Origin of the sequence: Arthrobacter sp. NPDC093139, assembly GCF_044754165.1 — a bacterium.
Taxonomy (GTDB): Bacteria; Actinomycetota; Actinomycetes; order Actinomycetales; family Micrococcaceae; genus Arthrobacter.
Genome location: NZ_JBIVOO010000011.1, coordinates 43,875 through 64,418, shown reverse-complemented (window position 1 = coordinate 64,418; position 20,544 = coordinate 43,875). Strand labels below are relative to the sequence as shown.

Annotated in this window: 19 protein-coding genes; 9 read left to right on the top strand and 10 right to left on the bottom strand. The window is 63.8% G+C overall.

Annotated features, from left to right (window positions below; genetic code table 11):
* Positions 1-26: 26 nt before the first annotated feature.
* From ACIP90_RS16150 to ACIP90_RS16120, 7 genes are all read right to left on the bottom strand, one after another.
* Positions 27-1,313, bottom strand: coding sequence for a Tm-1-like ATP-binding domain-containing protein (locus ACIP90_RS16150; protein WP_400580570.1), 1,287 nt, complete (start codon positions 1,311-1,313; stop codon positions 27-29).
* 83 nt (positions 1,314-1,396) lie between these two features.
* Positions 1,397-3,721 (bottom strand): xanthine dehydrogenase family protein molybdopterin-binding subunit, encoded by a 2,325-nt coding sequence (locus ACIP90_RS16145; protein WP_400580568.1) that lies wholly within the window; start codon positions 3,719-3,721, stop codon positions 1,397-1,399.
* Complete coding sequence (locus ACIP90_RS16140; RefSeq protein WP_400580566.1) at positions 3,714-4,229, bottom strand: (2Fe-2S)-binding protein; 516 nt, start codon at positions 4,227-4,229, stop codon at positions 3,714-3,716. Before ACIP90_RS16140 ends, ACIP90_RS16145 begins: the two co-directional genes overlap by 8 nt.
* Positions 4,226-5,080 (bottom strand): FAD binding domain-containing protein, encoded by an 855-nt coding sequence (locus ACIP90_RS16135; RefSeq protein ID WP_400580564.1) that lies wholly within the window; start codon positions 5,078-5,080, stop codon positions 4,226-4,228. The genes ACIP90_RS16140 and ACIP90_RS16135 overlap by 4 nt, the downstream gene beginning before the upstream one ends.
* A gap of 30 nt (positions 5,081-5,110) precedes the next feature.
* A complete protein-coding gene (locus tag ACIP90_RS16130) occupies positions 5,111-6,166 on the bottom strand; it encodes a zinc-binding dehydrogenase (RefSeq protein WP_400580562.1) in 1,056 nt (351 codons plus the stop codon).
* 180 nt (positions 6,167-6,346) lie between these two features.
* Positions 6,347-7,024, bottom strand: a complete 678-nt coding sequence (locus ACIP90_RS16125; RefSeq protein WP_400580560.1) for a GntR family transcriptional regulator — start codon at positions 7,022-7,024, stop codon at positions 6,347-6,349.
* Between the two features lie 62 nt (positions 7,025-7,086).
* On the bottom strand, positions 7,087-8,004 hold the full coding sequence (locus ACIP90_RS16120; protein ID WP_400580558.1) for a 3-keto-5-aminohexanoate cleavage protein: 918 nt from the start codon (positions 8,002-8,004) through the stop codon (positions 7,087-7,089).
* Positions 8,005-8,129: 125 nt separating this feature from the next.
* Here ACIP90_RS16120 and ACIP90_RS16115 point away from each other — a divergent pair, with 125 nt between their 5' ends.
* From ACIP90_RS16115 to ACIP90_RS16095, 5 genes are all read left to right on the top strand, one after another.
* A complete protein-coding gene (locus ACIP90_RS16115; RefSeq protein ID WP_400580556.1) occupies positions 8,130-9,308 on the top strand; it encodes an XdhC family protein in 1,179 nt (392 codons plus the stop codon).
* Between the two features lie 92 nt (positions 9,309-9,400).
* Positions 9,401-10,510, top strand: coding sequence for a GTP 3',8-cyclase MoaA (moaA, locus tag ACIP90_RS16110; RefSeq protein WP_400580555.1), 1,110 nt, complete (start codon positions 9,401-9,403; stop codon positions 10,508-10,510).
* A gap of 3 nt (positions 10,511-10,513) precedes the next feature.
* Positions 10,514-10,780: a MoaD/ThiS family protein gene (locus ACIP90_RS16105; RefSeq protein ID WP_400580553.1), complete on the top strand. Its 267-nt coding sequence runs from the start codon at positions 10,514-10,516 to the stop codon at positions 10,778-10,780.
* Between the two features lie 63 nt (positions 10,781-10,843).
* A complete protein-coding gene (locus ACIP90_RS16100) occupies positions 10,844-11,302 on the top strand; it encodes a molybdenum cofactor biosynthesis protein MoaE (protein WP_400580551.1) in 459 nt (152 codons plus the stop codon).
* 467 nt (positions 11,303-11,769) lie between these two features.
* Positions 11,770-12,267, top strand: a complete 498-nt coding sequence (locus tag ACIP90_RS16095) for a DUF1097 domain-containing protein (protein ID WP_400580549.1) — start codon at positions 11,770-11,772, stop codon at positions 12,265-12,267.
* A 139-nt stretch (positions 12,268-12,406) separates the two neighbouring features.
* On the opposite strand, the gene ACIP90_RS16090 is transcribed toward ACIP90_RS16095, so the two are convergent.
* Entirely contained in the window at positions 12,407-13,174 is a 768-nt protein-coding gene (locus ACIP90_RS16090; protein WP_400580547.1) for an IclR family transcriptional regulator, read from the bottom strand.
* 149 nt (positions 13,175-13,323) lie between these two features.
* Between ACIP90_RS16090 and ACIP90_RS16085 the strand changes: the two genes are divergently transcribed.
* From ACIP90_RS16085 to ACIP90_RS16070, 4 genes are read left to right on the top strand one after another with little or no spacing between them, the layout of a single operon-like run.
* On the top strand, positions 13,324-14,031 hold the full coding sequence (locus ACIP90_RS16085; protein ID WP_400580545.1) for a CoA transferase subunit A: 708 nt from the start codon (positions 13,324-13,326) through the stop codon (positions 14,029-14,031).
* Position 14,032: 1 nt separating this feature from the next.
* Positions 14,033-14,749, top strand: coding sequence for a CoA transferase subunit B (locus ACIP90_RS16080; protein WP_400580658.1), 717 nt, complete (start codon positions 14,033-14,035; stop codon positions 14,747-14,749).
* On the top strand, positions 14,746-15,915 hold the full coding sequence (locus ACIP90_RS16075) for an acetyl-CoA C-acyltransferase (RefSeq protein WP_400580543.1): 1,170 nt from the start codon (positions 14,746-14,748) through the stop codon (positions 15,913-15,915). The genes ACIP90_RS16080 and ACIP90_RS16075 overlap by 4 nt, the downstream gene beginning before the upstream one ends.
* Positions 15,916-15,927: 12 nt before the next feature.
* Complete coding sequence (locus ACIP90_RS16070; RefSeq protein ID WP_400580541.1) at positions 15,928-16,215, top strand: hypothetical protein; 288 nt, start codon at positions 15,928-15,930, stop codon at positions 16,213-16,215.
* A gap of 423 nt (positions 16,216-16,638) precedes the next feature.
* Here ACIP90_RS16070 and ACIP90_RS16065 read toward each other — a convergent pair whose 3' ends face one another.
* Both ACIP90_RS16065 and ACIP90_RS16060 read right to left on the bottom strand, forming a co-directional pair.
* Positions 16,639-18,678 (bottom strand): ABC transporter ATP-binding protein, encoded by a 2,040-nt coding sequence (locus tag ACIP90_RS16065; protein WP_400580539.1) that lies wholly within the window; start codon positions 18,676-18,678, stop codon positions 16,639-16,641.
* Positions 18,675-20,423: an ABC transporter ATP-binding protein gene (locus tag ACIP90_RS16060; protein ID WP_400580537.1), complete on the bottom strand. Its 1,749-nt coding sequence runs from the start codon at positions 20,421-20,423 to the stop codon at positions 18,675-18,677. Before ACIP90_RS16060 ends, ACIP90_RS16065 begins: the two co-directional genes overlap by 4 nt.
* Positions 20,424-20,544: the final 121 nt, after the last annotated feature.

Below are 20,544 nucleotides of genomic sequence, written 5' to 3'. Positions count from 1 at the left end.
GCGGCACGGTTGATGTGTGGTGTGGGCTATGCGTTGGTTATCTCGGCGACGGGGCGTACCGTAGCGTCCGTCTTCGCGGACCATTGCTTCAGGAACAGTCCGAACACGGCGTCTGCAAATGCCTCATCGTTGATGTTGTTGTCCATTTCGATGAGTTCGATGTCTGGGTTAAGTCCGCTGCGCAGCGAGTCAAACAGCGGGGTGGTGTCGACACCGTGCCACTGGCTGCCTTCTACGAAGTAGTTGTCCAGGCCGAGCAGAGGGAAGGCGACCGCCTTGGGGCCTTTCGCTCGGTTCACGTGGTCAGCGATGTACTCACCGAGGCGCCGCATCTCTTCCGGGGTCGCCAGAAGGGACGTGACGTTCGGGTTGTGGATGATGATGTTCCGCTCTGGAGTGGCGAATTCCTTCGGGATAGTGTCAACTGCGCCGAAGTTGAAGCATTCTGCGGCACCGGGAACGACTACCTGGGGGATTTCTTTGCGGATGGCAGCCTCCATCCGCTCCATGCCCGGGTCGAAGATGCCTTTGTTCCAGTGGTTGATGATCTCGGGCAGGGTGAAGTCGATCAGGCCATCGATTACGCCCACATCGATAAGGTGTTCCATCCCCGCGCCTTCGCCGACGGCGTGGAACGTGACGACTTCGAAGCCCTGCTCCTCCAGATTCTTGCGGATACGCATGACACCGGGTGTCGTGACGCCGAACATGGAGACCGCGATCAGCGGCTTGGAGAACTCGCCATGAGCCTTTGTCACCTCGTACCCGCGGGCCATTCCTGCAGCAGCGTTGGCGGCGTTGGTCAGCACGAGCTTCGAGATGCGGTTCAGGCCGGCGATGTCAGTGACAGCGTTCATCATCAGCATGTCGGAGTGGCCGACATACGGGCGGGTATTGTTGGACGCCATGGTGCTCACGATGAGTTTCGGAACACCCATGCCAAGGCCCCTGAAGGCCTTGCTCAGCAGATCGGTTCCTCCGGTACCGCCCAGGCCCAGGACAGCGTCAATCTTTCCCTCATTACACAGTTCTTCGAGGACAGACTTCAATCCGAGGCTCATGTTGGTGATGGCCGAATTGCGGCCACCCGAGCCTCCCTCGACCCCTCCCGAGAAGGAAGCCAGGTCGATGCCGGCACGTTCTGCGACTACGGAGGACGGGACATCCGGCTCGAAATATGGCTCACCGAGGACGCCGCAGTCCACAACCAGGACGTCGACGCCGGCCGCGAGGAGTGTATTGCGAACGAATTCGTACTCGGCACCCTTGGTGTCCAAGGTTCCGGCCAAGCAAACAACGGGCTTACGAGACATGATGTCTCCTTTCTTGGTTTTCCCAATCAGGCGTATCCGCATCGGTGGGGATAGCCGTTCGCCGCCTCGGCGGCATTTTTCATTCAGTCGGGCTGACCGAGATCGGCTGCTTGCAGCCCCGCCCAGACAGTTTCGGGGGTTAGCGGCAGGTCGCGGAACACGACGCCGGTCGCGGCGGCCACCGCCGAACCCAGTGCTCCAGCCGTGCACAACAGCGCGCCTTCGCTGATTCCCTTGGACCCGTACGGTCCTGGACCGTCGTGGTTCTCGATGGCAGCGCTGATGAGCTCCACCGGCACATCTTTGAAGGTCGGAATGCGGTAGTCCAACGCCCCAAGGTTTCGGATCCGGCCATGGTCATCTATCAGCAGCTGCTCCATCTGACTATGACCGAGCCCCATGATTGCGGCGCCCTCATCCTGGGAGACGACCTGCAGCGGGTTGAGCTCCGTGCCCACATCGCTGACAGTGACGTGTTTCGCCAGAAGCAGCTCACCGGTTTCGCGATCAACCTCGACCTCGATTGCGGTGGCGTTGAACTCGTAGAAGGCGGCGTCCCCGCCCAGCGGATGATGCCCCTTGCCTCGAAGCCGCCTGGTTCCCTGGCCGATGAACTCCCCGCGTAAACTTCCCAGTGCCGCACGCGCCGCCTCCGGAAGGCTCACCTCACCGTCGGGAGTAACCAGGAGACCAGGCTCGTCGGAGAGCTGCTCCTCTGGTATCCCGTGCGTCTCGGCGTACAGCTCCAGCACGCGGCGTCGGGCATCACGGCACGCAAGTACGGTCGCTGAACCCATGAAGACGGTGGAACGGCTGGCGGAAGTCTGGAGATCAAACGGTACGGTGCTGGTATCACCGCTGACGACGCTGACCTTGTCCAGTTCCACGCCGAGTTCATCGGAAACGATCTGCTGCCACAGCGTGCGCGCTCCCTGCCCCATGTCGGACGTGCCGGCATAAACAATGGCGCTTCCATCAAAGAGCAGCCGGACCAGGCTCTGCGAGAGTCCGGAGGTGGCACCGGGCTTGATGCCGACAGCGATGCCGCGGCCGCGGTTCGGGGCCAGCGGCTGATCCCATCCGATGAGCTCGGCTGCTTTTTCCAGGCTCTGGATCCATTCACCGTCAGCCTTGGCTTCACATTCTCCGCGAACGAAGGCTTCCCCGTTTCCAACGAGGTTGCGGCGCCGGATTTCAAGGCCGTCGAGGCCAAGTGCACGCGCACCAGCGTCAAGTTGAGATTCGGTCGCCCACGTCACCTGGGGGCTGCCGTATCCCCGAAAGGCGGTGCTGGGCGTGGTGTTCGTTAGGACGGCACGGCCGGCAACCCGGACGGCAGGCATCCGGTAAGGTCCTGCCGCAACGTAGCTTCCTTTGGACATTACCCGGGGGGCGACGTCCGCGTAGGCCCCGATCAGGAAATCGGCGTTGACTTCGTGGAACGTGAGATGCCCCTGCTCGGTGAAGCCAGTGCGCGCGGTGATCCGGCACCCGGCCCGGCGCATGCTCTGGAAGGTTTCCTCCAGCGACAGAATGAGGCGGCAGGTCCTGCCGGTGCGAAGAGCCAGGGTAGCCACCAAAGGTTCCAGCTTGGGATTCTGTTTGCCGCCGAAGGCGCCTCCAGGATCGGGCGCGCAGACCCGCACCTTATTCAGCGGCAGATCGAGCAATTTCGCCAGGGTCTGCTGCAGCAGGTAGGGGTGCTGCACAGGAGAATAGACCTCGATGCCACCGTTGTCGGTCGGGATCGCAACGGTGCCGCCCGGCTCAATGGGAAAGTGGGTGACCATCGGGAAGGTGTAGGTGTTTTCGACAACCGTGGCGGTTCGTTCCTCTTCCGCGGCGATGTTGCCCCACGTGTAGAGCGCATCCTTGATGACGTTGGTGTCCGCCAACGGATCGCCAGGTCGAAGTGCCGGGTCTTGGACCAGGTGCGCTCCTGGTGCCAGGGCGGAATCGAGCGTGTAGACGCCAGGGAGCTCGTTGAAGTCAACATAAACGGCGCGGGCGCCGGCGTATGCCGCCTCGGCGGTCTCGGCCAACACGGCAGCGACCGGCTCCCCATGGAAATTCACTCTTCCATCGGCCAAGATGGGCCGGTCCTGGTGTGAGACGCCAAAGCGCGGCATGGGCGACGGAAGATCCACCCCGGACACCACGTCCACCACCCCTGGGATCCGTAGCGCAGCCGCCTTGTCGATTCCCGTGATCTCGGCGCAGCCGACGGGAATGGTGACCAAGGCTACCTGCAGGGAGTTCGTGAACTCCAGGTCGGCGACGAAGCGCTGGGCTCCGGTAGTCCGGTCCTCTCCGCCGTACCTCAGCACGGGCTGGCCTACGTTACGGCCGGATCCGTTGCCATCACCATGAGCATGGGACGGGGCTGTGTGCTGCAATGCTTCAGTCATGGCCACAGGTCCTCCGGGCAGCGGTAGCCTGCACGGCGCAAACGATCCGCTCGTAGCCGGCGCACCGGCACAGGTTGCCGGACATGGATTCGCGGATTTGCTCCACCGAGGGCTCGGGGTTGGTCCGGAGCAGGTATTCGGCCGACACGACCTGTCCGGGGATGCAGAAACCGCACTGGACTGCGCCCGCGTTGAGGAATTCCTCCTGCAAATCGCTCAGGCCGTTTTGGGATAGGCCCTCGATGGTCGTGATTTCGCGGCCATCGGCTTCCGAGCAAAGAACAAGGCAGGAGTTCACCGCCCGGCCGTCCAGGAGGATGGTGCAGGCACCGCACTCGCCTTCCGCGCAGCACTTTTTGCTGCCGGTCAGTCCGAGCTCATCGCGCAGCCCATCCAGCAGGGTGCGTTCTGTCGCCACGAACATGGATCGTTCGCTTCCGTTGACGGTGCACGTCACGTTCTGATGATCAGTGCTCGCCTGTTGTTGGTTCCCGGTAGTGCTTGTCACGAGGCCATCTCCTTGTTGGTTCTGCGGTTCGCCGCTGTCAGGACCGCGCGTTTGGTCAGGGCGCGGAGCGTGGCGATGCGGTATTCCCGGCTGCTGCGGACGTCGCTGATCGGTGTGGCGAGCTCCAGCAACTCATCAAGGACCTTGATAAGGGCCGGGCCGTCTTCAAGGGCAAGCGGATCCGTCTGGCCGGTGAGCAGCGGGCGGGGGCCGACGGCGCCCAAGCCCAGGAGGAGTTTTCCGTCGGCGTCCACCTGGGCAGCGACGCTGACCGTCGCAATGTCGACCCCCCGCCGGCGGGTAAGCCGGCGGGAGGCTGATCCGGAACCGTCCGCGGGCCGCGGGAGGTGGATTTGAGTGACGATCTGTCCGGGGGTGCATTGCGTCCGCCGGGGGCCAAGGAAGAACTCGGACATCGGGACGGTTCGCTCTCCGTCAACGGAGGCTATTGTCACGGACGCGCCCAGGACCAGGAGCGGTGGAGCGGTGTCTGCTGCCGGTGAACCGTTGCAGACGTTCCCGATCAGACTTGCCCGGTTGCGGATCGCTACAGAGCCTACGCTTCCGGCTGCCTCCACCAGTCCCGGGTACCATTCCTGGACGACGGGATGGGTGATGAGTTCAGTCATGGTGAAGGTGGGACCAATGCTCGCCCCGGCGTCGGTAACGGTGATCGGTTCGGGGAGGTCCTGGGCGTTTTTGAGATCAACGATGAGATCCGGCTGCAGGGTGTGGTGCCGCAGCCCGACTATCAGGTCAGTTCCGCCGATGAGGATACGTCCGCCCTCACCTGCCGCGGCAAGTGCAGTAAGGGCGTCCGCCATACTGGCGGGCCGATAGTACTTGGACATCGTCGTCCTTTCTTTTCCGGTGGTTCCGGGTCAGGGTTCGATGATGATCTTCAGCGCGCCGCTGGAACGGTCGTTGAAGGTGTTCAGTGCCGTCTCGTATTCCGCGAGGGGGAAGCGGTGGGTGATCAGGTCCTTGACCCGCATCCGCCCGTTGGCAATGAATGGGATGACGCGGCGCATCTCGCCGGCGGAGGCGCGCGAGCCGACAAGTTCGAGTTCGTTGAGCACAATGGGCTGGATAGTCAAGGCAACGGCTTCGGTCGGGATGCCGACCATGGCGCAGCGGCCGCCCTTGCGGAGCATGTTCATCGCCCAGGTCAGGGTTTCCGGCACGCCGGCGCATTCGAGGACAACATCGGCGCCGAGGTCGTCGGTCAGACGCCGGACGTCCGCGACCGGGTCGCCGGCGTTTGTGTCAACGGTCTCGAAGCCCATGGCGGCTGCTGTTTCGAGGCGGTGGCCACGGCCTACGATGATTACGCGGGCCGCGCCGCAGATGAGAGCTGCGTCGCCGGCAAGAAGTCCGATGGCTCCGGCGCCGGTCACGGCGACCGTGTCGCCGGGCTTGATGTTGCCCCGTCGTGCCACGTGGAGTGCGATGCTGGCCGGGTCGACCAGTGCACCCTCTTCGAAGGAGACGCTGTCCGGCAGCCGGAAGATGCATTTGACGTTGTGGACCGCGTAGGTGGCGTCCACGCCCTGGACGTTGTGGCCGTACTGCTCGTGCAGCCCGGCCTTTCCGTAGTTCTCACATACGTTGTACTGGCCCTCGACACACTTCTGGCATGCCCCGCAGGCGTTGTGGCTGGTACCGGCCACCCGGTCGCCGACGCTCCAGCCATACGCCTCAGCGCCGGGGCCAAGAGCCACGATCTCACCTGCCCATTCATGGCCAGGGGTGAAAGGGAAGGCCAAGGGCCAGAATCCCGGGTAGTCGCCACGGATCAGGTGTGCGTCGGTGCCACAGATGGCGGTTGCCCTCACCCTGGCAAGGACTTCGTTGGCTCCCGGCTGGGGCACGGCCTTGGTTTCGATGCCGAGAACGTTCGGCGATTGTACGACAAGGGCTTCCATCGTTTCTGTCATTAGATCTCTTCCTTGAGTCAGTTCACATTTTCTGCCGCCCGGCCCAATGGGATTTCACCGGGGAATGTGATCGGGATTACTTGAAGCTTAGGCTTCATCGGTGACCCTGTCAAACGATTATCGATTATCTAGGGGTTTGCTTGATGCGAAGGTGAAAAGGGATTGCAGGTGAGGGCTGAGTTAGCCCACTTCCTTGGGCTGGTAATGGTCTTCGATCAGCTTGCTGACGTTGAGCTGGTGCTCGCGGGCAGCCTTGGACGCACGCTCGGCATCGCCGTCGCGCAAAGCGTCGAGGATGCCGACATGCTCCTGAAGCAGGTCGCGCACATCCACGTTGGGCAGGTTCAGGGTGATGAAGGTGCGTCCGAACGGAGCGAGGTGGTCGAAAGTCGACACCAGTGCGTGGTTCCCGGCAGTCTGAGCGATAACTCTGTGGAACTGGACGTCAGCTTCCGTGACGGCGAGGAAATCGCCGGAGCTCAGGCTGGCCAGCATCGCATCAACCAGATCCTGAAGGCTTGCCAGAGTGGATTCGCTCATCACGCCGGCGGTCAGCCGGGCAGCCAGGGCGTCGATTTCCGCGCGAACTATACTGACATCCGCCAGTTCTTTGGCGCTCGGCATGCGAACGCGCGCCCCTCGCCGGGGATGAATCGTAATGACGCCTGCTGCGGCCAGATCACGCAGCGCCTCCCGGATGGGCGACTGGCTCATTCCCAGCTCCTTGGCCAGCTGCAGCTCGACAATTCTTCCGCCGGGCTCGTACTGTCCGCTCATGATACGGTCCAGCAGGAGCCGCTTGACCGTGGTTGATAGGAGCTCGTTGCTGTGCTCAGAAATCCCTGGGCTGGCAGTCATCGTAAAGGCACCTCTCATCGCCTCGAGCGGCCTGCGGCTGACGTCGAGGATTATCGTTTATGTCACAAGTCTCTCAGATCGAGGCGACGGCGCGCCTCTTCCGGAGTGGCCGGTTCCCTGTGAAGCAGGCGGGCGATGGAAGTGATCCTTTCGACCTGCGCAGCATTGGTCTCGGCCAGCTTCCCGGGACCGTCCCACAGCGAGTCCTCGATGCCCACGCGGGCGTTGCCGCCGAGGGAGAGGGCGATGGCGCCGATACGCATCTGGGCAGAGCCGGCACCCAGCACTGACCACTCAAAGTCATTACCGAAGAGGCGCTCGGCAGTGCGGTGCATGTGGGCAATGTCCTCGATGTGGTTTCCTGTCCCCCCGAGGAGGCCGAAGACGGTCTGGATGAACAGCGGCCCACGCACGAGGCCGCGGTCAAGCATGTGCGCGAGGTTGTAGAGGTGCGATGTGTCGTAACACTCGAATTCGAACCGGGTGCCCTGGTCACCGCACGTCTTGAGGATCCGCTCGATGTCGGCAAAGGTGTTCTTGAAGACGATGTCCTTATTGCCGAGGTACTCCCGCTCCCAGTCGTGTTTCACTGAAGGATAGCGGTCAAGCATAGGGAACAGGCCAAAGTTCATGGATCCCATGTTCAGCGACGCCAGTTCCGGAGCCAGTTGGACGGCCGGAGCGATGCGCTCCTCCACCGTCATCGCCGGGCTTCCTCCCGTCGTGAGGTTGATGATCACATCTGACTCGTCCTTGATGATTCCGAGCACTTCCTTGAACAGCGCCGGATCCTGGACCGGACGCCCGTCCCTCGGATCACGAACGTGCAGATGGACGATGGCAGCCCCCGCGCGTGCGGCGCCAAGCGCGGCCTCGGCGATCTCCTCCGGCGTGATGGGCAGCCAGGGGGACATGGTCGGGGTGTGAATCGCGCCGGTTGGTGCGCACGTGATGATTGCGTTATGGGCAGCTCTGGCCATGGTGGTACTCCTCCGCTAGACTAACGATAATCGATTATAACGCGATTAGGCAGCCGAAGACCAGAGCCCATGGGGTTCAGGTGTTAAGGCTGATCGAGAACGGCAACATGCGAGGGTGAGAAGCAATGCGCGAGATACTTGACGACCTTCTTGCCTGGTGGCGAGCTGGCCACACAGTCGGGATGGGCACCGTCGTGGCTACCTTTCAATCCGCACCCAGGCTACCGGGCGCCTCCCTTATCGTGGGGCCGGACGGAGAAGCCGTCGGCTCAGTCTCGGGCGGATGCGTCGAGGGTGCTGTCTACGAGCTTGCACAGTCAGTGGTGGAAAACGGCGCCCCCGTTCTGGAACGCTACGGCGTGAGCAGCGAAACGGCCTTCTCCGCCGGACTGACGTGCGGCGGCATTCTCGATGTATTTGTCGAGCCCATAAACCGTGAGACCTTCCCCGATCTGGAGTCAGTTGCCAGAGATGTGGACGAAGGGCGCCCGGTGGCCGTCGCCACCGTAATAGAGCATCCCGACCCCGAGCGGCTGGGTGCCAGGCTGGTAGTAAGGCCTGAAGGAGAATCAACCGGCACCCTTGGCGGCGCCGTCCTCGATGACGCGGTAGGCGATGATGCGCTAGGCCTGCTGGGACTGGGCCACAACGGCACGTTCACCTACGGTCCTCACGGTGAGCGGCTCGGCGATGGTGTCAAGGTCTTCGTTTGGGCCTTCGCCCCCGCGCCGCGCATGCTGGTGTTCGGAGCCATCGACTTCGCCGCGGCGGTTGCCAGCATCGGTTCCTTCCTCGGCTATCACGTCACCGTCTGCGACGCCCGCCCGGTGTTCGCAACCCGTGCCCGGTTCCCGTCCGCCGATCAGGTCATCGTCGACTGGCCCCACCGGTACCTGCGCAGCGAGGCCGAAGCAGGCCGCATCGACGGCCGCTCTGTTCTCTGCGTACTCACCCACGATCCGAAATTCGATGGGCCGCTGCTGGAGACGGCACTCACTCTTCCTGTGGGATACATCGGTGCCATGGGATCCCGACGTACCCACGAAGACCGCATGGGCCGGCTCCGCGAGGCTGGAGTCAGCGAAGAACAGCTGCGCCGGCTGTCGTCGCCGATTGGGCTCGATCTTGGTGCCCGAACCCCTGAGGAAACAGCGGTCAGCATCGCAGCCGAAATCATCGCTCACCGCTGGGGCGGGACCGGGACCCCCTTGGGCAGCACCAGCGGGCGCATCCATCACGACATGTGGGCAAAAGCACCGGGGGCGCTTACCCCGGCCCACAACCACATCGAGGCCTCCACGTGAAAGTCGCCCCCGTGACGGGACCATCAGCGCCAGAAACCCCAACGTGCACACCCTCCGTGCCGGGGAAAACAACATCACCCACCCCCCTCGGCATGCCGAGCATCCGCCCCGGCCCGGAACCTGAACCCGATGCGGTACCGCCGCTCCCCCACCGTGAAGCACCCGACGGGCTCTGGGACCGGTACGGGCGGCGCGCCACAGACATGAGGTTGTCCCTTACCGACAGGTGCAGCCTGCGCTGCACCTACTGCATGCCTGCCAAAGGCCTCGAATGGATGGCCAAGCAGGCAGTCATGACCGCCGAGGAGATAATCCGGACTGTCCGCCTCGGCGTCAGGGAGCTTGGCATCCGTGAGCTGAGACTGACCGGCGGAGAGCCCTTGGTGCGTGCAGATCTCCTTGACGTCATATCCGGGATCCGTGCCAATCATCCGCACCTGCCGATCGCCATGACCACCAATGGTGTCGGACTCCAAACGAAGGCGGCCCCGCTGAAGGCAGCTGGACTGACCAGGATTAACGTCTCCCTCGATTCCCTGCACGAGGAGACCTTCAAGCGGCTGACGCGCAGGCCGTTCCTCACCCAGGTCCTGGCCGGAGTAGATGCTGCCCGTGACGCCGGGCTCGGACCCGTCAAGCTCAACGCCGTCCTCATGCGCGGCATCAACGACGCCGAAGCGCCAGAGCTCCTGCGCTGGTCACTGCAGCAGGGGCATGAGCTGCGCTTCATCGAACAAATGCCCCTGGACGCAGACCACGGCTGGAGCCGACGGGACATGATCACCGCCGCGGAAATCCGCGAGCTTTTGTCGACCGAGTATGTCCTGACACCCGACCCCGGCCACCGGGACGGGGCCCCCGCAGAGCGGTTTCAGGTGCGGCGCCGCGACTCCAGCCGAGGCGGCATCACAGGCCAGGCGCTGGGAACGGTCGGCATCATCGCCTCAGTGACAGAACCCTTCTGCGGCGATTGCCGCCGCACCCGGATCACTGCAGACGGAAAGATCATGAGTTGCCTCTTCTCCCGCCATGAGGTCGACTTTGTCTCGCTCATGCGGCAAGGAGCCACGGATCGCGAGCTCGCGGAAAGGTGGCAGGACGCAATGTGGGCCAAGCCCCGGGCCCACGGCATGGACCGCACGGGCCTTGGCACCGAGGATTTTGTTCAACCGGATCGCAGCATGAGCGCCATAGGAGGCTAACCAGTGCTCGTACGTTATTTTGCTGCCGCATGCGCAGCCGCCGGGGTCGAGGAGGAAGATCACCCCCTGCCCGAGGGCACCAGCCTGGAAACACTGCTGGCAGCTGTACTGGCGGTTCGCCGCCCGGAACCTCCGGCAGGAACGGCGCCCCTCTCGCGCATACTGCAGCGATGCAGCTTCCTGAGAAATCAGGTCGCCCTTCGTGACCCCACTGCAGGACTCGGGACAAGTGACGTCATCGATGTCCTGCCTCCCTTCGCCGGCGGATAGAACCCTGCAGCGGCAGACCGGCCGCAGCAATTGAACAGGGGAATGAATCAGAAGGAGCGGCCAATGAGCAGGGCAGAAACGCAAATCCAGGTCATAAGGACCTCACTGGCCTCCGAACCGATCGCCGTGGAAGAGGCAATCGCCGCTGTCGGGTCAGAAGGGGACGGTGCCGTTGTCAGCTTCAGCGGCGTCGTCCGCAATCACGATGGAGGCAAGAGTGTTGAGCAGCTGAGGTACTCCGCCCATCCGATCGCGGAGCGGGTGCTCAGAGAGGTAGTTGCAGCCCTCGTCCAAGAGAACACCGGCGCGGACAGTCAATCCTTGCGGATCTGGGCCGCACACAGGGTTGGCCGGCTTGAAATTGGCGACTCCGCGCTCGTGTGTGCCGTGGCGGCCCCCCACCGGCAGCAGGCGTTCGAGGTCTGCTGTGAATTGGTGGACCGGATCAAGGCGCAGGTCCCGATTTGGAAAGAGCAGTTTTTTAGCGACGGCACCACAGAATGGGTCTCCTCAGGGGGCTAACGTCGGCACTGTCCAGCCCTGGATACCGCTCGCGTTAGTGCCCGCTCGCGTACAGCCTCCCATGTGGGCCGCGACATCGCGTTTGGAAGCCCCACCGCCGGGCGGAGCAAAGAGTCATAGGGTTGTGTCGCTATGCCTGGAGACCCGTTCCGTGTGGCCCGAGACGCACAGCTGTCCGGGCCCCTGATTCACCTCAACAGTGTGCAATATCGGCTCAAAGCCTTGTGAGTGCAGTCACAGCCGTGTACAGTCGCAGTCAGATTATCAATTAACGATAATCGGTGAAGTGCCTCCCCTCCCGCTCCAGTTCCGCTAAGGCGATGCCGCCAAGGGCAAAAAAATATGGAGCGGCCCTGCTTTAGCTCAGGCCCAAAGGGACTGGACGTCGGCAGATGCCGCAGGGAGGGGTCACCGCCTTCCACCCCCTCAACTGATCAACGATGCTCTCTTGAAAGCAAGGAACAACTATGAAGGCTCTTGTAATTATCGGTATCACTGCAGGCGTTCTTGCCGGCTTCTGGGCCGAGTACAGCACTCCCCTTGGACTCATCACCTGGGTCGGATTCTTGTCATGGGCGTGCTTCTTCGCGGCGGGAGGCAAGCGGACGGGGCTTCTCAAGACCATCCCTGCGAACCTGACCGGTGTCCTGTGGGGCGCCGCAATGGTGTGGGGGGCGTCAACACTGCCGATTCCGGGGGCCCTGGGAGTCTCGGTCGCCATCGCTGCCTTCGCCATGTGCATCCAGGCACGCTGGAGTGTCCTGAGCTTTATCCCGGGGGCGTTCGCCGGCACCGCGGCATACTTCGGAAATAACCTCGACCTTCTAGGCACGTCACTGGCGCTTGTTATCGGTGCCTGCCTTGGTTGGATCTCCGAATTTGCTGCCGGCCTCATCATGAATGCCGGCAGCAGGAAAAGCGACGCCGCTGCGACTTCCGACGCAGCTGCCGTAGCCCATAACTAACGCGTGAAGCGCCGGCGGGCCACCAATTCCCGGCGGCGCTTTTGTCGTTCAGCCCTGCGGGCACCGGAGACGGGACAACCCCGCGCCAGCAGGAATCCGGCCCCTGCGCGTTCAAGCCAGAGGAGGGCAGGGCAGGGGCTCAGCGTTTGATCTTCTCGGATAGGGCGTGGGCGTGGCGCAGCAGCAGGCGCCCAAGGACGGGGCGCCGTTCGGCGGAGAAACGGGACTCTATACCGGTGATGCTCAATGCCCAGGCAGGCTGCCCGGCGGCGTCGAACACCGCCGCTCCCATGCCCCAACTTCCTTGAACGAGGAGCCCAGGATTGGTTGAATATCCCGCCGCGCGGGTCTCTTCGACCCGTTGGCGGATGAGGTCCGCAGCGTGTTCGGGGCCAAAGTGTTCTTCCAGTCGCGCGCGGGCAAGGTACCGCTCGGCGGCATCCCGCGGCAGGAACGAGAGGATAACCAGGCCCGCGGATGCGACGCCGAGAGGGAAGCGCTTGCCCTCGTAAAGAACGAAGGAACGGATCGGGAAGCTGCCGTCCTGGCGCAGCACGCAGACAGTTTCGTCGCCGCGTCGGGCCGACAGGAAGGCGCTCTCCCCGGTCTCTTCAGCAAGGGCCCGGACGTGGTCGCGGGCCAGTTCGGTGATGTCATAGCGCTCCGCGGCGATAGACCCCATGAGGTAGAGCTCGGGCCCCAGGTGCCAGCGGCCCGCCTTGGAATCATGGTCCAGGAACCCCTCGACCGCCAAAGATGACAGCAGCCGATGGGCCGTGGGGCGCGCCAACCCGGTGGCGCGGGCTACCTCTGTCGTCCCGATTCCGCGGGGCATGGCCCCGCTGACGGCTCGGAGAACCTGGCCGATGCGGCCGACGACTTGGGCCCCGGGAAGCGTTTCACTCATGTCTACATTATGGACGCTTTGGTCCGCTCTGACCACAAGGCGACCAATAAATGGTCAAGGGCACATTTACATTGACTGCACTCCAGGGCAAAAGCTACGGTTCATGACACACCTCGCACAGATCATATAGTGGACGAATAGGAAATAAGATGGCAGAAAAACTTTGGGGCAGCGCCGCAGAGGCACTGGCCGGAACCATCCAGGACGGAATGGTCCTCGCCGTCGGGGGATTCGGCCTCAGCGGCATCCCCCGGGACCTCATCGAGGCGGTACGCGACAGCGGCGCGCGTAACTTGACCGTCGTATCCAACAACATGGGCGTGGACGGCAAGGGACTGGGCCTGCTGCTGGAGAACCAGCAGGTGAGCAAGGTTCTGGCTTCCTACGTTGGGGAAAACAAGCTCTTTGCAGAGCAATACCTGGCAGGCACGCTCGATGTTGAATTCGTTCCGCAGGGAACCCTCGCGGAGCGTCTGCGCGCTGGCGGAGCAGGCATCCCCGCCTTCTACACTCCCACTGGCGTTGGCACGCCGATCGCGGAGGGTAAGCCTGAAGCAGAATTCGATGGCCAGCGTTGCATCCTGGAACGCGGCATCGTTGCAGACGTCGCCTTGGTCCGCGCCCACCAGGCAGACCGCGAAGGCAACCTCCGCTACAGAATGACTGCCCGCAACTTCAACCCCCTCGTCGCAGCGGCCGGCCGAACGACCATCGCTGAAGCCGAAGAAGTAATCGATGGTTACCTGGACCCCGAGGACGTAATCACACCAGGGGTCTTCGTGCAGCGAGTGGTGCGCGTCGTCAATCCGACCAAAGACATCGAACAGCGGACCGTACGGGTCCGCGCGGAGGTATGAAATCATGTGGACCCGTGATGAAATGGCGGCCATCGCCGCCAGCGAACTCGAAGACGGCCAGTATGTGAATCTGGGCATCGGAATCCCGACGCTAGTGGCCAACCACCTGCCCGAGGGCGTCCGCGTTACTCTCCAAAGCGAGAACGGCTTGCTGGGCATGGGCCCGTTCCCCTACGAAGGCGACGAGGACGCGGACCTCATCAACGCCGGCAAACAGACCGTCACAGTTCTGCCGGGCGGCAGTTTTTTTGACTCCGCTGTTTCCTTCGGCATGATCCGTGGCGGACACGTACAGACCGCCATCCTCGGTGCCCTGCAGGTATCCGGGGCAGGAGACCTGGCTAACTGGACCATTCCAGGAAAGCTCGTGAAGGGTATGGGCGGTGCCATGGACCTTGTCGCCGGCACACCGCGCGTGATCGTAGTCACCGACCATGTAGCCAAAGACGGTACCCCGAAGATCGTGTCCGAGTGCGACCTTCCGCTGACCGGTGTTGGCGTTGTCGACCGCATCATCAGCGACCGTGCAGTCTTCGATGTAGTGGACGACGCGCTTGTCCTGCGCCAAATTGCCCCAGGGCATACCGTCGAAGAACTTCGCACTCAGACCGGGGCGGCATTCACCGTTGCCCTCGAGCTGGCTTCCGGTGATCCCGAGGCACTCCGGCAGGCGGACACCCCTGAGCCCGCATCCGAGGCCGTCGGGGCAGACGCATGAGCGCACTGATCGCCGGCTACGCCCGGACACCCTTCGCCCGGTTCAACGGACAATTCGCCTCCATCCCGGCCACATCCCTTGGCTCTCACGCGATCGCGGCAGCGCTTAGCCGTGCCGGGGTAAATCCGCAGGAAGTCCAAAGAGTGATCGCCGGACACGTCCTGCAGGGCGGAGCGGGCCAAAACCCCGCCCGACAGTCTGCCGTGGCGGCAGGAATCCCCTTGAGCGTCCCGGCAATCACGCTGAATGCAGTGTGCCTCTCGGGCATCGAGGCCGTCGCTTCCGCCGCACGGCTGATCGACAGCGGTGAGGCGGACATCGTCGTAGCGCTCGGCCAGGAGTCCATGTCCTTGGCTCCTCACGTGTTCAACGCGAGGGCCGGACAAAAGTACGGGGCATTGCAGGCCGTGGACACACTGGAACTCGACGGCCTTACTGACGCCTTCGAACGCCGATCGATGGGGATTTCCACCGAGGACGGCAATACCGACTACGGTCTGGACAGGGCAAGCCAGGATGCATGGGCAGCGGCCTCGCACCAGCGCGCCGAGGCACATACCGCCTTCCATGCCCAAGAAATCGCCCCCTACACGATCACCTCACGCCGTGGAGATAGCGTAGTCGCCGGTGACGACGGAGTTCGGAACGGGACGACCAGCGAGTCACTCGCAGCCCTGCGTCCGGCCTTCAGCAAGGCAGGGACCATCACGGCCGGCAACTCCTCGCAAATCACAGACGGCGCCGCCGCATTGGTCCTCGTCAGCCAAGCAGCTGCTGCACGGCTGGGCCTGTCCCCAATCGCTGCAGTGGAATCCCACGCCTTCGTGGCCGGGCCGGACGTGCGGCTGCACGACCAACCCGCCAACGCGATCCTGGCCGCACTCAAGAAAGTCAACGCCGGAGTAGAAGACCTGGCCGCCGTCGAGATCAACGAGGCGTTCGCCGCCGTGGCCGTCCAATCGGTCCGCACACTCGGAATCAGCCCCGATATCGTCAACACCCGTGGCGGCGCGATCGCCCTCGGACACCCCATCGGAGCCTCAGGTGCCCGTATTGTCGGAACACTGGCGCGTCAACTCGCCGAGCTTGGATCGGGTCAGCTGGGCGCCGCGGGAATCTGCGGCGGAGGCGGACAGGGATCCGCGGTCGTTCTCAGGTCGCTCTAGGGACTGCATCCGATGACGACAAGCATCAAGCTCATGCCTGAGCAACTAAACAGGCCCACCCAGTATGGCTACCAGCGATCGGTTGTGGCGAATTGGTGCGAGCTCATCCCTGGCGACACTGTGTTGCTTCTCGGCCCCCTGGCCGGGGAGCGGCACAGGGGAACGATAGACGCCATTTCGGCGGACGGCACCGTCATGTGGCTGCTACTGGAGAACGCCGGCGGTCGGAAACTATTCCATCACGTCGACGGCTACCAAACACTCGTCGATCCTGTCAGGACCGGACGTGGGGATCAATAAGCAAAAAAATATCCGACTCCCGGCGCTGGCGGCGGACACGCAACTCACGCAACCCGAAAGTCGGGGCCAGCGCCGGGCCTCCCCTCTACCCCAGTGGCAGAGTGCCAGAAAATGGGTCAGAATCCCGATACCTGCTATTGAGGACTGCGCCAGCCGGGGCAAGGGACCACTAATGCCGGCAACTACCGCTGTCAGTGATGAAGTACACCCCAACCTGACGTCAGGTAAGAAGCCGAAGGGGCGTCAGCATAGGGTCTGTTTCCCCTTTTTCTGACAAAGCTCAAGAGGCTCTTAGATCTCAACCTGACAAGACTGATACTGGCCAGCACCGGATGGGCGCTTGTCTCCGTCTGCTTATCTTCCCCTTACGCCGGTGTCAGTGCATAAGTCAGCCTGGAACGGCGCCGCCTTGCACCAGCCGCCTTAAACCTCCGCGACTGGAGCCGCGAACTGCGCCTCGTACAACCGCGCATAAGCCCCACCACGTGCCAGCAACGAAGCGTGCGTCCCCTGCTCCACGATCTGCCCGGCCTCCATGACCAGGATGAGGTCGGCGTCGCGGATAGTTGACAGACGGTGCGCAATTACGAAGCTCGTCCGGTCGCTCCGCAGGGCACTCATCGCCTTCTGCACCAGCACCTCCGTCCGGGTATCAACGGAAGAAGTCGCCTCATCGAGAATCAAAACGGAAGGCCGGGACAGGAACGCCCGGGCAATCGTCAGCAGTTGCTTCTCCCCCGCTGAAACATTGGAACCCTCGTCCTCCAATACGGTGTCGTAGCCCTCCGGAAGCGAGCGCACGAACCGGTCCACATACGTCGCCTGCGCCGCCTCCAGGATCTCCGCCTCCGAAGCACCAGGCCGGCCGTACGCAATGTTGTCCCGGATGGTCCCGCCGAACAGCCACGTATCCTGCAGCACCATGCCCAGCCGCGAGCGCAGCTCACGTCGCGGCACGGAGGTGATGTCCACGCCGTCGAGCGTTATCCGCCCCGCGTCAATCTCGTAGAACCGCATCATCAGGTTCACCAGCGTGGTCTTGCCCGCGCCGGTCGGCCCCACAATCGCCACCGTCTGCCCCGGCTCCGCCACCAAAGAAAGCGAAGAGATGAGCGGCTTGTCCGGCGAGTAGGAGAAGGACACGTCCTCGAACACCAGCCGTCCCCGCGCTCCGCCATCGGGAGAGGCAGCAGGCAATGGATCCGGCAGCTCCTCGTCCTCGTCCAATAACGAGAACACCCGCTCGGCGGACGCCACCCCGGACTGCAGCAGGTTGGCCATGGACCCTAGCTGCGCCAGCGGCATGGTGAACTGCCGCGAGTACTGGATGAACGCCTGCACATCCCCCAGCTGCATCGCCCCGGACGCCACCTGCAGGCCGCCCACCACCGCTATCCCCACGTACACCAGGTTCCCGATGAAAGTCATGGCCGGCATGATCAGCCCGGAAACGAACTGCGCGCCGAAGCTCGCCTCATACAGCTCCACGTTCTTTTGCCGGAACCGTTCCTCCACCTCGTGCTGCCGGCCGAACACCTTCACTAGCGCATGCCCGGTGTACGTCTCCTCAATCTGCCCGTTCAGCTCCCCCGTGTTCTTCCACTGCGCCACAAACAGCTTCTGCGAGCGCTTGGCGATCAGCGCCGTGATCACCAGCGTCAGCGGCACGGTCACCAGCGCGATCAACGCCAAGGTGGGCGAAAGGATAAACATCATCACCAGCACCCCCACCACCGTCAGCACAGACGTGACCGCCTGGCTGATGGACTGCTGCAGGCTCTGGGAGATGTTGTCGACGTCGTTGGTCACCCGGCTCAGCAGCTCCCCGCGCTGGATCGAATCGAAATACCGCAGCGGCAGCCGGTGGATCTTCGCCTCCACCTCCCCGCGCAGCCCGAACACCGTCCGCTGCACCACCCCGTTCAGCACATACGCCTGCACCCACATAAACGCCGATGCCAGCACGTACAGCACCAGCGCCCACAGCAGCACCGTGGACAGCGCCGCGAAGTCGATCCCCTGGCCAGGCGTCAGCGCCATCGGCGTGAGCATGTCCGCCTGCTGGTTCTGCCCGGACGCCCGCAGCTGCGCAATCACGTCCGCCTTGCTCGCCCCGGCCGGCAGCTCCCGGGACACCACTCCGGCGAAAATAAGGTTGGTGCCCTCCCCCAGCAGCCGCGGCCCGATCACCGACAGCGCCACACTCGCGGTCCCCATCACCAGCACCAGCAGCAGCCACCCCCGCTCTGGCCGCAGCGTGCCCAGCAGCCGCTTGGCCGACGGCCCGAAGTTCATCGCCTTCTCGGCGGGGACGTTCATCCCCGCGAACGGCCCTCCACGTCCCGGCCCGCCCGCCGGACGGGGGATGCGTTCGACGACGGCGGGCCCGGTTTTCGAGGCAGGTGCTGTTCCGGCGGTGGCAGCGGAGGTAGCGCCCGACGGCGGCCGGTGCGGTGTGCTCATACCGTCTCCTCCGCTGCCAGCTGGGACGAGACGATCTCGCGGTACGTTTCCGACGTCTCCAGCAGCTCACCGTGCGTTCCGCGCCCGACGATCCTGCCGCCGTCGAGCACCAGGATCTGGTCCGCGTCAACGATGCTGGACACCCGCTGGGCGATGATCACCAGCGTGGCACCGGCGGTGCTGCGCTTGAGGGCACGGCGCAGCCGGGCGTCGGTGCCAGTGTCCAGCGAGGAGAACGAGTCATCAAAGATGTACAGCTCGGGCCGCTTCACCAGGGCCCGGGCGATGGCCAGCCGCTGCCGCTGCCCGCCGGAGACGTTGGTGCCGCCCTGAGAGATGGGCGCATCCAGCCCGCCCTCCATCTCCTCCACGAAGTCCCGGGCCTGAGCGATCTCCAGTGCGGCCCAGAGCTCCTCCTCGGTGGCGTCCGGCTTGCCGTACTGCAGGTTGCTGCGAACGGTGCCGGTAAACAGGTAGGGCCGCTGCGGCACCAGGCCGATGTGCCCCCAGAGCAGGTCCGGGTGCAGCTCGCGGACGTCCACGCCGTCGATCCGGACCGAGCCCGTGGTGGCGTCGAACAGCCGCGGCATGAGGTTCACCAGGGTGGTCTTCCCTGCGCCGGTGCTGCCGATGATCGCCGTCGTCTGCCCTGCTTTGGCGATGAAGCTGATCCCGGAGAGGACGGGCTGGTCGGCACCCGGGTAGGCGAATCCGGCGTCGACCATTTCCAGTTCACCGCGGCGCCGGCCGTCTGAAGAAACAGCGCTGCTGACAGGCTTCTTCGGTGGCTGGACACTCGACTCCGTACCCAGCACCTCGCCAATCCGGTCCGCGGAGACGGCGGCACGCGGGATCATCACCGCCATAAACGTGGCCATCATGACGGACATCAGGATCTGCATCAGGTAGCTGAGGAACGCGATGAGCGTGCCCACTTGCATGGAGCCGTCCTCGATCCGGAACGAGCCGAACCAGATCACCGCCACACTGGAGACGTTCAGCACCAGCATCACCACGGGGAACGCGAGCGCCATCAGCCGGCCCGCACGCAGCGCGGTGTCCGTGACGTCCTCGTTGGCTTGGGCGAAGCGGGCCGTCTCGATGTCCTCGCGGACGAACGCGCGCACCACACGGATGCCGGTGAGCTGCTCGCGGAGCACTCTGTTCACGGTGTCGATCCGCTTCTGCATCTTCCGGAACAGCGGCACCATACGGATGATGATCAGACCCACCCCCGTCAGCAGCACGGGCACGGCGACCGCGATCAGCCAGGACAGCTGCACATCCTGCCGGACGGCCATGATCACGCCGCCAATCGCGAGCATGGGCGCGGCCACCATCATGGTGGCGGCCATCAGCACCAGCTGCTGCACCTGCTGGACATCGTTGGTGGACCGGGTGATCAGGCTGGGCGCGCCGAACCGGGTGACTTCCTGTTCGGAGAACTCACCCACGCGGGAGAAGATGGCGCCGCGAAGGTCCCGGCCCGTGCCCATGGCGGCCTTCGCCCCGAAGTACACCGCAATCACTGCGCACACGATCTGCAGCAGCGTGATTCCCAGCATCAGGGCGCCCAGGCTGAGGATGACGCCGGTGTCCCCCTTGGCCACGCCCTCATCGATGATGTCCGCGTTCAGCGTGGGCAGGTACAGGGAGGCGATGGACTGTGCCAGCTGGAAAACCACGACGGCGACCAGCAGCCCGCGGTGCGGCTTCAGGTATTCAACGAGTAACTTCCAGAGCATGCGGGGCTCCACTTCTCGCCGCAGGGGTTCCCAGGAATTGGAATTCCGGCGGATCCCACGCAAACAGATTCGAAGGCCAGTGTACGTCCGGCGCCTTGGGGCCGGACGTGACCGTGGCCGG